Here is a 14,264-nt window from a genome sequence, read left to right on the forward strand (position 1 = left end):
ATTGTCGCTATATGGGTTTTATTTACATGCTATCGTGTGCAATATGCAAAAAAATATTTTATTTCGAATATGCAAAGTCGTTTTAGCATCCGGTTTCGTTGTCAGCCCCGAACGAGCGTGACTGGCGGCTTCTATCGTTTTTAATTGACAAGATGGCTTGATTCTTGGTAGGCAATGTTATCTTTGCTGACTGATTTTTTTGCCATGATTAAACGTTTACGTTTATACCGCCGCTGTATCCTTCCGGCCTTGCTTATCGCGCTGTCGGGCGGCTACGTGGACCGGGTAAACGCCCAGTCGACATACCAACCGTATTCCTTCCAGTTTTACCAGAAACTCAGCAATGTGCTGTATGATCCGGATACGCGCCTTCATACATCGATCAAGCCTTTCATTATCGACAGCGCGTTGCAGTCGCGGTACGACACGTTGATGCAGCTTGGGGTGACCGGACGGGCCTCGTGGTGGGGACGCAAGCTTTTTAACGAGCACCTGGTCGAAGTAAAAAAGGAAGACCATACGTTTTACCTGGACTTTCTTCCGGATTTCCAGGTCGGGCGTGACTTTGCCGGCGGCGGGCGTACTACATGGCTGAATACGCGGGGTGCGCAGGCGGGGGTTACCATCGAAGACAAGTTTTCGCTGTATGTGAATTTTTTCGAGAACCAGGCCGTGTTCCCGGATTACCTGGACCGCTATATCTTCGAAAGCACCGTGACGCCCGGACAGGGATACGGCAAGACGATGTACGACAATCCCCGTAAAAAGGACTGGATGTATGGGTCGGCGGTACTGTCTTATACAGCTAACAGATACCTCAACGTGACGCTGGCTTACGACAAGCAATTTATCGGCGATGGTTACCGCTCGATGCTGCTGTCGGATATTTCGTCAAACTATACCGCGTTGAAGTTGACCGGTAAACTGGGTAATGTGCAATACATGAGTATGTGGGCGTATATGCTTGACCCGATGCATCCCCGTTCGGTCGATTCGGTACAGCGGGCGGGAGACAACTGGAAATGGGGCGCATTTCAATACCTGGATTGGAATGTAGACAACCGGCTGTCTATCGGATTGTTCCAATCGGTGGTGTGGGGGGCAAAGAATGCCGCTGGACGGCGGGGATTTGATTTTAATTACTTCAATCCCATTATTTCCATGCGGCCGGTGGAGCTGACCAATACCTCGTCGCCGGACAAGATGCACCTTGGGCTCACTTCCAAGTACAAAGCGCTTCGGAATCTGACCGTATATGGGCAGTTTATGCTGGGTGAGTTTACCGCCAAAGAGTTTTTCGCTGGCAATGGCCACGTCAACAACAAATGGGCTGCACAGCTTGGTTTCCGTGGATACGACGCCTTCGGGATCAAGGATCTGAATTTTTTAGCGGAATACAACATGGCACGACCTTACACTTATGCGCATTTCGACCCGGTCAGTAATTACAGCAATTACGGGCAGCCATTGGCCCATCCGTGGGGTGCCAATTTCAGGGAGTTGGTCGGAATATTGAATTATTCCTACCGACGGTTTGACTTCTCCTTCCAAGGCACCTGGGGACAGTTTGGAACTGACCCGGACGCCTCAACGAACTTCGGGCATGATATTTTCAAGCCTTACAGCAGCCACCTGCGTGTTTATGGAAACCATATTGGGCAGGGCATAAACAACAACCTGTTGTATGCAGATGGGCGGATATCCTACTTGTTCAACCCGAGATATAACCTACGGCTCGAGGTGGGAGCGGTATACCGGCGGCACGGTATCCCCGAACAAGGTAAGCATCATCAGACCGGCATGCTGACCATGGGCGTTCGAGGATCATTCCGCAATTTTTATTATGATTTTTAGTTGGGTTGCCCACTTTGAATCGACTGGATTGTTTGCTAAGTTTGCTGCTTATGAACAATGTTATTATCATCAACGGCCCTAACCTCAACTTGTTGGGTGTGCGGGAAAAAAGTATATACGGCGAACAGGATTTTCCCGCCTACTTTGAATCACTTAAGTCTTCGTATCCGACGCTGGAATTGTCGTACTTTCAAAGCAACCATGAAGGTGCCATCGTAGATAAGCTCCATGAGGTCGGTTTTTCCGCAACGGGTGTCGTTCTGAATGCCGGGGCGTATACGCACACCTCGCTGGCTATTGCCGATGCGATCGCAGCGGTGCCGGTACCTGTGGTGGAGGTTCATATCTCAAATGTGTACGCCCGGGAGCCGTTCCGGCACCATTCCTACCTCGCTAAAAACTGTAAGGGTGTCATCTGCGGCTTTGGCCTGGATGGCTACCGGCTGGCCGTGGAGAGCCTAATAGCAGAATAAGCAGGCTAAGGGAGGCGCACCCCGCCATCATCCCGGTCATCGGTACGGCCGTACCATTATGCAAATAGCTTACCAAGGCAGACGTCACAGCGCCGCACCCCATCTGTAGGCTGCCCAGCAGTGCTGAGGCACTGCCCGCCAACCTGCTGAATGGCGCGAGTGCCAAAGCAGAGGTGTTGGGAAAAACGAAGCCCTGAGAACCGAGAAATAAAAAGATCAAGGCCACCATCACATACAGGTTTATCAACCCAGTGACGGATAACGCGGCTAATGCCACGCCGATGGATGATTGGATGAGCAACGCCGTTTTCGCTACTTTTTCGCTGCGTAGGGTGCGAAGCAGGTACCGGTTCAGCTGGCTGGCGGCAATCAGCGCCGATGCAATGAGGGCGAATACCAGTCCATACTGTTTTTCATCCAACCCGTATAAGGTCATCATGACGTAGGGCGACCCTGCAAGATAAGCGTAAAGGCCGGATGATGCCAGACCGCCTGCAAAAGCATAGGAGTAAAACTGCCGGTTGCGGAACACCTGCCAGTACGATTGGACGACGGGCTTTGGCATCAGTGATATTCCGGGGTTGGAACCCTTGCTCTCCGGCAGGAAAAAAATGACAATCAGCAAAATGCCAGTAGCCATCACGGCCAATATCAAGAATATGCCATGCCAGTCCCAGTGCGCCATCACGAAGCTTCCCACGGTGGGTGCCAATATGGGCGAAATACCAATGATCAGCATCAGGAGTGAAAATATTCTGGCGCTTTCAGTGGGGCCGAAAAAGTCCCGCACCATGGCCCGTGAAGCGACCATGCCTCCGCAGCTACCCAACGCCTGTACGAAGCGATATAAGATCAGGTTGTCGGCGGCATTGGTTAACGCGCAGCCGGCAGATGCAGCGATGTAAATGGCCAGCCCGACGACGAGTGGGGGCTTACGGCCGAAGCGGTCGAGCAGCGGCCCGTATATGATCTGGCCGGAAGCGATGCCAATAAAAAAGGAGGTGAGCGAAAGCTGGATATGGGCAACCGAGGTGTGGAGGCTAGCCGCTATCGCGTCAAAACCGGGCAGGTACATATCGATGGAAAACGGTCCAATGGCCGACAATAAGCCAAGGACCACAAAGATAAAAAAGCGATGCTGCTTTGCGGATGCCATCAAACAGCAAAGTTAGCGCTTATTTCCGTATTCTGCTAATGCCTTACTTCCGCTTGACGGGCTGTCCTTTATATGGCCTGAGTAGCAGGTAAACACCCATTGCAATAAATGGCAGGCTTAGCAATTGTCCCATGTTATATTTCATGTTATCTTCGAAGGCTTCTTGATTTTCCTTGAAAAACTCCAGCCCGAACCGTGCGCCAAAAAGCAAGATGAGGAAGAGACCGAATATAAACCCCGGTTTTAACAGGGGTTTGCGGTGGTAGAGGTTCCATAGGATGATAAATATCATCACGTATGCGAGGGCTTCGTACAATTGTGCCGGATGACGGGGCACGGCATCAATTCGCTCGAAAACTACGGCCCAGGGCAGATCGGTCGGGAGACCAATAATTTCAGAGTTGAAGAAGTTGCCGATGCGGACAAAAGCCCCAGCCAATGGAATGACAATGACCAGCCGGTCTGTAATCCACAGGAAATCGGTTTTCGTCTTTCGGCAAAAGAGAAAAATGCCCACCAGGATACCGGCAGCTCCGCCATGGCTTGCCAATCCATGGAACCCGGTAAGTGTAAACTTGCCATTCACAAAAGTAAAAGGCAGGATCATTTCCAACGGGTGGTTTTTATAGTAGTCAAATTCGTAAAACAGGCAATGGCCTAAGCGTGCGCCCAACAAGGTGCCGACAAATATATAGATGCTGAATTGGTCGAGTAGTTCCTGCGGTTTGTTTTCGCGCTTAAAAATACGAAGCATCAGCACGTAGCTACAGATAAAGGCTAATAGGAAACACATGGTGTAGTACCGGACTTCAAAGCTTCCGATACTGAATATTTCGGGACTGACATTCCAATGGATGGCTCCCAATATGCTGTCTATCATGGTTATGATCCGTTTAGGGCGGTAAATATAGTGTTTTATTTGTTTATTCGCTGGCCCGGTGCTCCGTTGATTTGCATTTTGCGGATCTCTGCGCTATCAGATTTTCAGTTCGATGGCGGGATTTGCCACCAGCTTGAGCCCGTCATGGATCAGCTTCGTCAATTCGGGCTGCAAAGCAACTTTCGTTTCAAGCCATTGCTCGATTTCTACGGCGACCCCATCGGCGCCGTGATGCCTTAGCACCTCAAGCAGCTCCAGTCCACAGAGCCAATCATTAGTATGCCTCGTCTTAATTATCTCCCACACGGCGGATAGGCTATCTATGTCTTTCCCGGTTTCGCGAACCTGGCGGACGGTGGCATAAAGATGGTGAAGCTGCCGAACATTGAGGTTATATTCCGGTTTGTGAGTATATTCTTTCGAGAGCAATGCCACCTGCTCAAATGCGTCTTTATCCGCAGCACCGCAAAAGACCGAAACTATTTTTTCGCCGACGGCCATGTCATAACTGCCCCATTCGGGCCTGAAGTATATTTTTCCGCTATGGCGGTTTTTTACCTCCCCATTTGAGAATGAAATCAATACAATTTTGCCATGTTTGCGCCGTATGTCGGTCACTATCCCGGTCACCGCAATGCCGGAATCGAACCGCAATTCAACATGCTTATCCAACACGATCCCGACGTGCTGCAGCTCGCTGTCAGAAAAATCTTCGAGGGCTTTTTTGTAGTCTGCAAGTTTGCCTACGGGTGACCCGAATCCTTCGCTGTGGACGGTCTTGCCGTGTCCATCCAACTGGACACCGTCTGCCGCAAGAGCGGTCGGCCCATGTGTTTGCAGGTAGTTCAATCCGTCCCCTCCAGTGGCTGTAAACGTGCCGGACACCTGTAAGCCCGAACTATAGACTGCCGTACACACATTCCGGCATTCAATAGCCTTGTCTAAGCTTTCTTTGCCACCGACGCGGAAAGCCATGGTGTCGGCGAATTGTTCAAGCACATTCAGCAAATGTTCGAACGTCGGCGTAACAAATAGTTGGGGCTGGGGTTTGGTGATATCATACGCGTAATTAACCGTTTCAGATGAGTAGGGTAGCTTAGGTACATCCGGCTTCATGCAGGACGCACTTTCTCCAATAGACGAGAGCAAGCCGGCACCGTATATTTTGGGGTTGTCAAGGCTTCCGATCAAGCCGTACTCTACGGTCCACCAATGGAGCCGGCTGAGCAATGCCATCTCGGAAGGTTGGCCCATGTTGGCCTGCACATATTCCAATCGCTCTTCGGCTTGCGCAATTTCGGCGGGTGTCGCATCATGGCGTTCTTTCAGGATGGAAAGCATACGTATGGCCTCGTATTGTTCGAAGTCCATATAGGAGAACATGGCTTTGCTTCCGATTTCGCCGAAGTAGCGCAGGTATTCGGCATATTCCGGTTCGGCGATGATGGGTGCATGCCCGCTGGACTCATGGATGATATCGGGGGCCGGCGTGTACGCGATGTGTTCGAGCTGCCGGATGTCCGCAGCGATCACCAACACGCGGTGCGCCTGGAACTCCATAAACGCGACAGGAGGAATGAAGCCATCAACGGTGGCTGCACCCCACCCGATTTTTTTGAGGTTGTCATTCATCTCCTGCAGATCCGGTATGTGCTCAATCGTAAGCCCGGCAGCCCGCAGCCCAGGGATATAGGGATAATAAGCGACGTCTTTAAGGTAGCTGTAATTCTGCCGCATCACATACCGCCACACGGCCTGGTCGATGGGGGTATACCGCTCATAGTGCTGCGCAACGATGTATTGTCGCAAATGGCGCGGCAACCGTTCAAGGACAGGATTGTTATACGTATTCATGGTGCTAACTGGTGTTAGCGCAAATATAGCAGAATTATTAGGAATCTGCGGAGTCAGTTACAGCTTTGGCCCTGCTTTCACCTTGCGTTCTTTTTTGGTCTGTTGTTTCAGTGTGTATTGCTTTTCGACGAAGGCGATGACTTCGCCTGCGATGTCCTTGTTGGTCGCTTTTTCGATGCCTTCAAGTCCGGGCGAGGAGTTGACTTCCAGCACGAGCGGCCCGCGGTCTGAAGGTATCATGTCTACCCCGCAGACGGTGAGTCCCAGTTCCTGAGCGGCGCGGATGGCAGTTTCCCGTTCCGCTTTGTTAAGTTTGATCAACTCGGCGGTGCCGCCCCGGTGGAGGTTGGATCGGAATTCGCCTTCCTTTGCAGTCCGTTTCATTGCTCCGACCACCTTGCCGTCTACTACGAAAGCTCGAATGTCTGTCCCTTTTGACTCTTTGATGTATTCCTGTATGAGAATGTTGTTGCCTAGGCCATAAAATGCTTCGATAACGGATGATGCTGCCTTTTTGGTTTCGGCCAGGACGACCCCGATACCCTGTGTGCCTTCCAGCAGTTTGATGACCAGTGGCGGGCCACCCACCATCTTGATCAGGTCGTCGACATCATGCGTTCGCCGGGCAAAGCCAGTGATTGGCATTCCGATACCAGCTCCGGAGAGTATCTGCATGCAGCGCAGCTTGTCCCGCGAGCGGGTAATAGCTTGGCTTGGATTGGCGGAGATAACGCCCATTACCTCGAACTGACGAACAATAGCCGACCCGTAAAAGGTCACTGAGGCCCCGATACGTGGGATGATGGCGTCAATACCCGACAAATCCTGCCCCTTGTAATGTATGCTGGGTTTGCCCTGCCGGATGCCCACATAGCATTGGCTGTGGTCTATGACCACACATTCATGGCTGCGCCGCTGTGCGGCCTCCACCAAACGCCGTGTGGAGTATAGGTTTTTGATTGTTGATAATACTGCAATCTTCACGTGTGCTGAATAACTTAACTGAATAGAAACACCTATCTACGGGAAAGGTTTGCCCGGGAAACGTCGACGAGAAATTTTTTGCGGATGAATGTGCGTCCCAGCAACATGGGAAACTCCATGCCTGAGCGGTCGCGCAGGGAAAGTTCAATGGAATAGGTTTCATTGAACATCGTTATGGTTGTGTTGATGACATAGCGGTTTTCTTCCTGACCGAAAGAGTTCTTGATTTTCCGTTCCCTATGGAAGGGAAGTACGAATATTTTGTCGCCTTGTCCGTAGCGTTCATCCAGCGGGCGGAATTCTACATATTGCTTCCGCCCCTTTTTTACCAACTTGATATGGCTGCAATGCAGTACGGATGTCTTGGCGCCGGTATCGACCTTAGCCGGGATACGTTGCAGCGCTAAATCGGGCAAGGCTACGGTTTCTTTCCAGCCGATGGTCTTCAGAGCTGTCTTGGACATGGTTTATTGGATATGGCAAACAGTTAATAGTATATGTACTCGCCAAAGGGGGATTTGACCGTCACCTGTCTAACAGCTGCAGGCTCAACATAGCCGATGACCTGCGCAGCGATGCCGAACTGCCCTGAAATGCCGATAATGTCATCGGCAATTGCGGGCGGTACATACAACTCCATGCGGTGGCCCATATTGAACACCTTGTACATTTCCTGCCAATCAGTGCCAGACTCGCTCTGGATCAGTTTGAACAGCGGGGGCACGTCAAACAGGTTGTTTTTGACGACATGCAGATCGTCAATGAAGTGCAGCACTTTAGTCTGTGCGCCGCCGCTGCAATGCACCATCCCATGTATCTGCGGACGGTAGCGGTCGAGCACCTGCTTGATCACGGGGGCGTACGTGCGTGTAGGGGACAAAACGAGCTTGCCGGCGGTGACTGTGCCGTGGCCGGGAATATTGATGCTGTCGGTCAACCCCCTTGAACCTGCGAAGACCAGCTCATAGGGTACCGCGGGATCGTAGGTTTCCGGAAACTTCTCGGCAATGGATTTGTGAAACACATCATGCCTTGCGGAGGTCAAGCCATTTGAGCCCATGCCGCCATTGTACTCGCGTTCGTAACTGGCCTGGCCGTACGATGCCAGGCCGACGACGACATCGCCCGCCTGTATCCGGTGGTTGGAAATCACGTCCTCCCGCTTCATTCGGCAGGTGACCGTGCTGTCCACGATGATTGTACGGACGAGGTCCCCTACATCCGCGGTTTCGCCACCCGTGGAATGGATGCCTATACCGAGCCCGCGTAGCTCGGCAAGGATTTCCTCTGTACCGTTGATGATTTCGGCAATGACATCCCCAGGAATGACGTTTCTGTTGCGCCCGATGGTGGAGGACAGCAGAATTTTATCTGTTGCGCCTACACAGAGCAGATCATCGACATTCATGATAATGGCATCTTGGGCTATACCTCGCCAGACGGACATGTCGCCGGTTTCCTTCCAGTAAGCATAAGCCAGCGATGATTTTGTGCCAGCCCCATCAGCATGCATGATGTTGCAAGACGTGTCATCGCCGCCTAATATATCGGGCACAATCTTACAGAAAGCTTTTGGGAATAATCCTTTGTCGATGTCCTTGATGGCATTATGCACGTCTTCCTTACCAGCGGATACCCCTCGCTGGTTGTACTTCAAATCTGCCATCTTCTATTAATCAACAAGCTTTATTTCCACCCGGCGGTTGAGCGCCCGTCCTGCTTCGGTGTCGTTTGTTGCCACAGGCTTCGTTGCGCCATGTCCTCTAACCGTTAGGTTATCTCCCCGTACGCCGAAGTTGACCAGGTAAAGCTTCACAGCGTTAGCCCGGTCTATGGACAATTCCATGTTGTACTCCGCTGTACCCTCTATAGAGGCATGACCGTTGACAATGAATCTGGCGGATGGATCCTTTTGTATTTCCCGCGCTATCTGGTCGAGAATGGCATACGATTCCGTTTTCAGGACGGACGAATCAAATTCAAACTGAATGTTCTTGAAATTGTAATTCGGCGGTTCCGCCGCTACCGGATCGCGCTGGGTAGGAGCCTCCTGGGGTTGCTGTTTTGGCGTTTCTGTAACGATCCGCTCTTCGGGCGTTTCCCGTTCGACAACCTCTGCAGCAGGCTGGAGTACGACCTGTTTTGGCTTGCAGCTCTGATAGGAGAGCGCTATTGCGCCGATAAAGGCCATTAATACACAATTGTTTACAGTTTTCATGCAAGATAACTTTGTTGGTGTAAACATAGGAAAATATCTGTTAATCTAACAGGAAAGGGTTAGCCACATGTTAAATTTTTTACATATACTTGGTGCTTAATTGTTTTCTACATGCTGACGCGTATTATGATGAGCTACCCGAGAAATACAATGATGGTGCCAAGCCATCGTTTTGCTGCCTTGTATTTATTCTTTGTCTTATTAGTATCTTCCGATGTTTTCGCGCAGACCCGCCTGAAGGTTGCAGTAGCTGGATTGAGCCACGATCATGTGCATACCCTGCTTCACGCCTACCAGCGGCAGCGCGTCGATGTCATTGGGATAGCGGAGGCCGATGTTGAACTGGTGCGCCGCTATCAGGCGAGCTATAAGCTGCCCGATTCGTTATTTTTTGAGACGGTTGACGAGATGTTAGCGCACACCCAGCCTGACGCGGTGTTAGCGTATAACGCGATTTCTGAGCATATCGATGTGGCAGAGGTCTGCCTGCCACTGAGGATACCGCTCATGGTGGAAAAGCCATTGGCGACAACCAATGCACAGGCGAAGCGGATTGCGCAGCTTGCTGACCAATACAATACGCCCGTTTTGACCAACTACGAAACCACTTGGTATGCGAGTAACCAAGCGTTGAAAGAACTGATGGAAGCCGGAAACATTGGCAGGTTGGCAAAAATCGCGGTAAAGGACGGGCATCAGGGACCCAAGGAGATCGGCTGCAGCGAAGCTTTTCTAAGCTGGCTGACCGATCCTGAAAAAAATGGCGGTGGGGCATTGGTTGACTTCGGCTGTTACGGGGCAAACCTGATGACGTGGTTGATGAGGGGCGAGCGGCCCGTGGCCGTAACAGCCGTCACCCGGCAGTTGAAGCCTGCTATTTATCCGTTGGTTGACGATGATGCGACCATACTATTAGAATACGAAGGGGGAGTGACCGGCATTATCCAGGCCTCATGGGACTGGCCTTACAGCATCAAAGACATTCATATATATGGAGGCGATGCTTCCCTGCACGCGGTAGACTCCCATACACTGGTCCGCTATGCAAACCCGGCGAGGCCGGCCGATGTTCCGTTAGAAGCTGGGTATTTCAGTGATCATATCGCTTACTTAGAGGCATTGTTGGCCGGCAAGATAACCGGGCAAGACGACCTGTCTTCCCTCGCGAATAACCTGATCGTGGTAGAAATCCTCGAAGCCGCGCGAATGTCTGCGAAGCAGGGGAAACGGGTGGTACTATAGCGGCTCTTGAATTATTCAATTCGGCTTTTCAGCAATGCATCGCACCACTGTCGGTATAGTGCGGGGGTGAGCTGTTCCTCGGGGATAGCCAATTCGACAGTATGGAACGCCGTGGGTCCTTCGGCGATATAGGTGAGCAAGGTCGCCGATCCGCAGTCACCGCTGGCAGGGAACTTCGTGGATTTGATCGCATATAGAATGGTCGTCCGGCCTTCGGCCATTTTTCTATCGACGATGTCGAGCGTGGCCCCGGGGCAGGCTGCTTTCTCATACTCCCACTTTTCGGCGGGCATCCCATCGGCCTTCATCGGGTAGTAGCGCCGGTCTATGGTGGTCGTCGTAATGCTTTTCACTGGCGCACGCTCCGAATCTTTGCCTCTCACGGTATATTCCGTGCTCCGTATGCCCTTGGTATCTTTTGGTATCTTTTTGCTTTTCCACCGGTATTCTGTCGGAAAGCTGATGACGATTTTCTCCTTACCGGGTGTGGGTTGGGCGGGGGCACAAAGTGCCCATAGTAGGCCGGCGAGAACACAGTAAGTTATTTTATTGAGCAACATAGTGTTAATTTGTTTGTGTATGCCGCGGATGTTGTGAAGCAACGGTATTCTCCACGCATCGGTTTTGCTTAGCTGATAATCGGGTCGAACCGCATGGCAAACTTATTGCGGTATGCTTTTGGTGTCATTCCCGTGTTTTCCTTGAACAGCTGCCGGAAATTCTTCATGTCGTTATAACCGGCGCAAAGCATGATCTCAAACAAACCTTTTTCGGTGTTTTCCAATAGCTTTTTAGCTGCCTCAATTTTGGTTTTCTGTAAATATCGAATAGGTGTCAGCCCGGTTGCTTGCTTAAAGCGGCGCACCAAGTTCCGCCGGCTCGCCGGGATGTCGGCAATGGCCTCCTCGATGCTCCTGATTTCGGGAAACTGGCTTTTGATCTTGTGCTGCACGCGCATGACCAATTCGTCAGCGTGTGCTTCAATGGGGGCAAAGTGGCCGAAGTATGCCTGGTTTTCACGGTCCATGTCAATGGAGAATTTTTTAGCTATACGGATTGCCATATCGCGTCCGCAATATTTTTGTATCAGTGCCAATTTCAGGTGGAATCCGCTCGTGGCACCACCGCTTGTATAGATATTGGCATCATGCGTCACTACGGCATCCTGTTGAAGCCTGATTTTTGGGAAGCATGCGACCAGCTTATCGGCGGCATCCACATGCGTGGTCGCTTTCCGCCCATCAAGCAAGCCCGAGGCGGCCAAGAGGAAGGCACCGGTGCAGTTGCTCGCCAGTATGGCGCCCGCTGTGTATTGCTGGTGAAGCCAAGGAATGAAACAGCTGTTTTCTTCCAGGGTCTTGACCAAATCTACCGATCCGAAAGCCGGAACAAAAATCAAGTCGTATTGCTGGTCGCTATTGAACGGCCGGTAAGGCAGGTGGTTGACGCCCTCGGGCAGCAGCTTGGTCGCGGTGGGCCCGACGAACGTAAGCTGGAACAGTTCCGGTTTGCCGTCATCCCGCAGTAAGCGATTTGCAGTTTCAAAAACATCCACAATTGCGGCAACGCTAAGCAACCGGTATTTGCTGGTCAGTATGATGGATAATTGCATGGTAGTCGCATCGTTGTTCACAACAAATATATGAAGCTTTTGTTTATTAATTCAAATGATATGAAATGTCTTGAGAAATGACGGTTTAATGTCACGCAGCGCATTTCGTTTTCTTTTTGTAGGAGAATTGCGAAGCAATCATCATCGCACCGCGAAATATTCTGCCAAAAAACTATCTTTGCCGATTGAAGTCGATTTGTATGAAGCATATCCGCAATTTTTGCATTATAGCGCACATTGATCACGGGAAAAGTACCTTGGCAGACAGGCTGTTGGAATATACCAATACGATCACAGCCCGTGAAGCCCAGGCGCAGCTGCTGGACGATATGGACCTGGAGCGCGAACGGGGCATCACGATCAAGAGCCACGCAATTCAGATGAATTACCTGAAAGATGGTCAGGAATACACACTTAACCTCATTGATACCCCCGGACACGTGGACTTTTCCTATGAGGTGTCGCGTTCCATTGCGGCGTGTGAGGGAGCGCTGCTTATTGTTGATGCCTCTCAAGGGATCCAGGCGCAAACGATCTCTAACTTGTATCTTGCTTTGGAGCACGACTTAGAGATTATACCGGTGTTGAATAAAATGGACCTGCCGGGAGCGATGCCCGAAGAAGTGAAAGACCAGATCGTAGACCTTATCGGCGGCAAACGTGAAGACATCATACCGGCTTCAGGCAAAACCGGATTGGGGGTACAGGATATTCTCGAAGCGATCGTTAACCGTATTCCGGCGCCGGTCGGCGATCCGGAGGCTCCCTTGCAGGCGCTGATTTTCGATTCGGTGTATAACTCCTTCCGAGGCATAATGGCCTATTTCAAAGTGGAAAATGGCGAGATTCGTAAAGGCGACAAAGTTAAATTCATGGCTACTGGCCGGGAATACACTGCCGATGAAATCGGGACGCTGCGACTCAATCAGGTTCCCAAGGAGGTGATACGTACCGGCGACGTGGGCTACATTATCTCCGGCATTAAGGAAGCCCGTGAAGTAAAAGTAGGGGATACAATCACTCATGTGGCCAGGCCAAACAAGGTGGCCATCAAGGGCTTCGAGGAAGTGAAGCCAATGGTGTTTGCTGGTATCTATCCAGTGGATACTGAGGATTTCGAGGAACTGCGTGAAAGTATGCACCGCTTGCAACTCAACGATGCCTCGCTGGTCTTCGAGCCGGAATCTTCGGCGGCATTGGGATTCGGTTTCCGCTGTGGCTTCCTCGGAATGCTGCACATGGAAATCATTCAGGAGCGCTTGGAAAGGGAGTTTGACATGACGGTGATCACCACCGTGCCGAACGTGTCTTACCGTGCTTTCCTCATCAAGGACCGTGAGGAGATTGTGGTACATAATCCATCGGACCTGCCCGATCCCAGCAAGCTGGATTTTGTGGAAGAGCCTTACATCAAAGCCAATATCATCACCAAGGTTGAGTTTGTAGGCCCTGTGATGTCGCTTTGTATCCAGAAGCGTGGCATGCTCATCAACCAGTCATACCTTACGGCAGACCGCGTCGAACTGGTGTTCGAAATGCCGATGGGCGAAATCGTTTTTGACTTTTACGACAAGCTGAAGACCATATCCAAGGGCTATGCCTCGTTCGACTACCAGCAGATCGGGTACCGGCAATCAGATCTGGTAAAGCTGGATATCCGCCTGAACGGCGAACCGGTGGACGCATTATCGTCGCTCATCCATCGCAGCAATGCTTATGATTTTGGAAAAAAAATCTGTGAAAAACTAAAGGAATTGTTGCCGCGGCAACAGTTTGAAATCGCCATACAAGCCTCAATCGGCGCTAAGATCATTGCCCGGGAAAATATCAGGGCATTGCGCAAAGACGTGACGGCTAAGTGTTATGGCGGGGACATTTCCCGTAAACGCAAACTGTTGGAAAAGCAGAAAAAAGGAAAGAAGCGCATGCGGCAAGTAGGAAATGTGGAAATTCCGCAATCGGCTTTCATGGCGGTGCTGAAACTGGATTAA

The 14,264-nt window shown here is 51.1% G+C and carries 13 protein-coding genes; 4 read left to right on the forward strand and 9 right to left on the reverse strand.

The genetic code is table 11. From position 1 onward, the window contains the following. Window positions 1–204: 204 nt before the first annotated feature. Both ACFOET_RS04730 and aroQ read left to right on the forward strand, forming a co-directional pair. Entirely contained in the window at window positions 205–1,854 is a 1,650-nt protein-coding gene (locus ACFOET_RS04730; protein ID WP_379020100.1) for a gliding motility protein RemB, read from the forward strand. Between the two features lie 50 nt (window positions 1,855–1,904). Beyond that, window positions 1,905–2,327 (forward strand): type II 3-dehydroquinate dehydratase, encoded by a 423-nt coding sequence (gene aroQ / locus ACFOET_RS04735; protein WP_379020102.1) that lies wholly within the window; start codon window positions 1,905–1,907, stop codon window positions 2,325–2,327. On the opposite strand, the gene ACFOET_RS04740 is transcribed toward aroQ, so the two are convergent. The 7 genes from ACFOET_RS04740 to ACFOET_RS04770 all read right to left on the reverse strand — a co-directional run bounded on the left by ACFOET_RS04740 (window position 2,266) and on the right by ACFOET_RS04770 (window position 9,419). Next, window positions 2,266–3,483: a multidrug effflux MFS transporter gene (locus ACFOET_RS04740; protein ID WP_379020104.1), complete on the reverse strand. Its 1,218-nt coding sequence runs from the start codon at window positions 3,481–3,483 to the stop codon at window positions 2,266–2,268. The genes aroQ and ACFOET_RS04740 overlap by 62 nt on opposite strands. Window positions 3,484–3,526: 43 nt before the next feature. After that, on the reverse strand, window positions 3,527–4,363 hold the full coding sequence (gene lgt / locus ACFOET_RS04745) for a prolipoprotein diacylglyceryl transferase (protein ID WP_379020106.1): 837 nt from the start codon (window positions 4,361–4,363) through the stop codon (window positions 3,527–3,529). A gap of 96 nt (window positions 4,364–4,459) precedes the next feature. After that, the gene (locus ACFOET_RS04750; RefSeq protein ID WP_379020108.1) at window positions 4,460–6,217 is read right to left on the reverse strand and encodes an aromatic amino acid hydroxylase; all 1,758 of its coding nucleotides are present in this window, start codon (window positions 6,215–6,217) and stop codon (window positions 4,460–4,462) included. A 57-nt stretch (window positions 6,218–6,274) separates the two neighbouring features. Further along, on the reverse strand, window positions 6,275–7,201 hold the full coding sequence (gene rimK / locus ACFOET_RS04755; RefSeq protein WP_379020110.1) for a 30S ribosomal protein S6--L-glutamate ligase: 927 nt from the start codon (window positions 7,199–7,201) through the stop codon (window positions 6,275–6,277). A gap of 32 nt (window positions 7,202–7,233) precedes the next feature. Beyond that, window positions 7,234–7,665, reverse strand: a complete 432-nt coding sequence (locus ACFOET_RS04760) for an ATP-dependent zinc protease family protein (protein WP_379020112.1) — start codon at window positions 7,663–7,665, stop codon at window positions 7,234–7,236. Between the two features lie 23 nt (window positions 7,666–7,688). After that, window positions 7,689–8,867 carry an AIR synthase related protein gene (locus tag ACFOET_RS04765; protein ID WP_379020114.1) on the reverse strand — a complete coding sequence of 393 codons (1,179 nt, stop codon included), beginning with the start codon at window positions 8,865–8,867 and terminating at the stop codon, window positions 7,689–7,691. A gap of 6 nt (window positions 8,868–8,873) precedes the next feature. Beyond that, a complete protein-coding gene (locus tag ACFOET_RS04770) occupies window positions 8,874–9,419 on the reverse strand; it encodes an OmpA family protein (RefSeq protein WP_379020116.1) in 546 nt (181 codons plus the stop codon). Between the two features lie 111 nt (window positions 9,420–9,530). On the opposite strand from ACFOET_RS04770, the gene ACFOET_RS04775 reads away from it, so the two are divergent. Then, window positions 9,531–10,661 (forward strand): Gfo/Idh/MocA family protein, encoded by a 1,131-nt coding sequence (locus ACFOET_RS04775; RefSeq protein WP_379020118.1) that lies wholly within the window; start codon window positions 9,531–9,533, stop codon window positions 10,659–10,661. An 11-nt stretch (window positions 10,662–10,672) separates the two neighbouring features. Here the strand turns inward: ACFOET_RS04775 and ACFOET_RS04780 are convergent, their stop codons facing one another. After that, window positions 10,673–11,221 (reverse strand): hypothetical protein, encoded by a 549-nt coding sequence (locus tag ACFOET_RS04780; protein WP_379020120.1) that lies wholly within the window; start codon window positions 11,219–11,221, stop codon window positions 10,673–10,675. Between the two features lie 68 nt (window positions 11,222–11,289). Then, on the reverse strand, window positions 11,290–12,273 hold the full coding sequence (locus ACFOET_RS04785) for a GlxA family transcriptional regulator (RefSeq protein ID WP_379020122.1): 984 nt from the start codon (window positions 12,271–12,273) through the stop codon (window positions 11,290–11,292). A 200-nt stretch (window positions 12,274–12,473) separates the two neighbouring features. Between ACFOET_RS04785 and lepA the strand changes: the two genes are divergently transcribed. Then, window positions 12,474–14,264: a translation elongation factor 4 gene (lepA, locus tag ACFOET_RS04790; protein ID WP_379020124.1), complete on the forward strand. Its 1,791-nt coding sequence runs from the start codon at window positions 12,474–12,476 to the stop codon at window positions 14,262–14,264.

It is taken from the genome of Parapedobacter deserti (assembly GCF_042646065.1).
Classification (GTDB): Bacteria; Bacteroidota; Bacteroidia; order Sphingobacteriales; family Sphingobacteriaceae; genus Parapedobacter; species Parapedobacter deserti.

Bases quoted from the DNA above. Each gene is read 5' to 3' on its own strand.
- ACFOET_RS04770 (WP_379020116.1), bottom strand. From the start codon at position 9,419: ATGAAAACTGTAAACAATTGTGTATTAATGGCCTTTATCGGCGCAATA.
- aroQ (WP_379020102.1), top strand. From the start codon at position 1,905: ATGAACAATGTTATTATCATCAACGGCCCTAACCTCAACTTGTTGGGT.
- ACFOET_RS04730 (WP_379020100.1), top strand. From the start codon at position 205: ATGATTAAACGTTTACGTTTATACCGCCGCTGTATCCTTCCGGCCTTG.
- ACFOET_RS04760 (WP_379020112.1), bottom strand. From the start codon at position 7,665: ATGTCCAAGACAGCTCTGAAGACCATCGGCTGGAAAGAAACCGTAGCC.
- lgt (WP_379020106.1), bottom strand. From the start codon at position 4,363: ATGATAGACAGCATATTGGGAGCCATCCATTGGAATGTCAGTCCCGAA.
- lepA (WP_379020124.1), top strand. From the start codon at position 12,474: ATGAAGCATATCCGCAATTTTTGCATTATAGCGCACATTGATCACGGG.
- ACFOET_RS04750 (WP_379020108.1), bottom strand. From the start codon at position 6,217: ATGAATACGTATAACAATCCTGTCCTTGAACGGTTGCCGCGCCATTTG.
- ACFOET_RS04765 (WP_379020114.1), bottom strand. From the start codon at position 8,867: ATGGCAGATTTGAAGTACAACCAGCGAGGGGTATCCGCTGGTAAGGAA.
- ACFOET_RS04775 (WP_379020118.1), top strand. From the start codon at position 9,531: ATGCTGACGCGTATTATGATGAGCTACCCGAGAAATACAATGATGGTG.
- ACFOET_RS04785 (WP_379020122.1), bottom strand. From the start codon at position 12,273: ATGCAATTATCCATCATACTGACCAGCAAATACCGGTTGCTTAGCGTT.
- ACFOET_RS04740 (WP_379020104.1), bottom strand. From the start codon at position 3,483: ATGGCATCCGCAAAGCAGCATCGCTTTTTTATCTTTGTGGTCCTTGGC.
- ACFOET_RS04780 (WP_379020120.1), bottom strand. From the start codon at position 11,221: ATGTTGCTCAATAAAATAACTTACTGTGTTCTCGCCGGCCTACTATGG.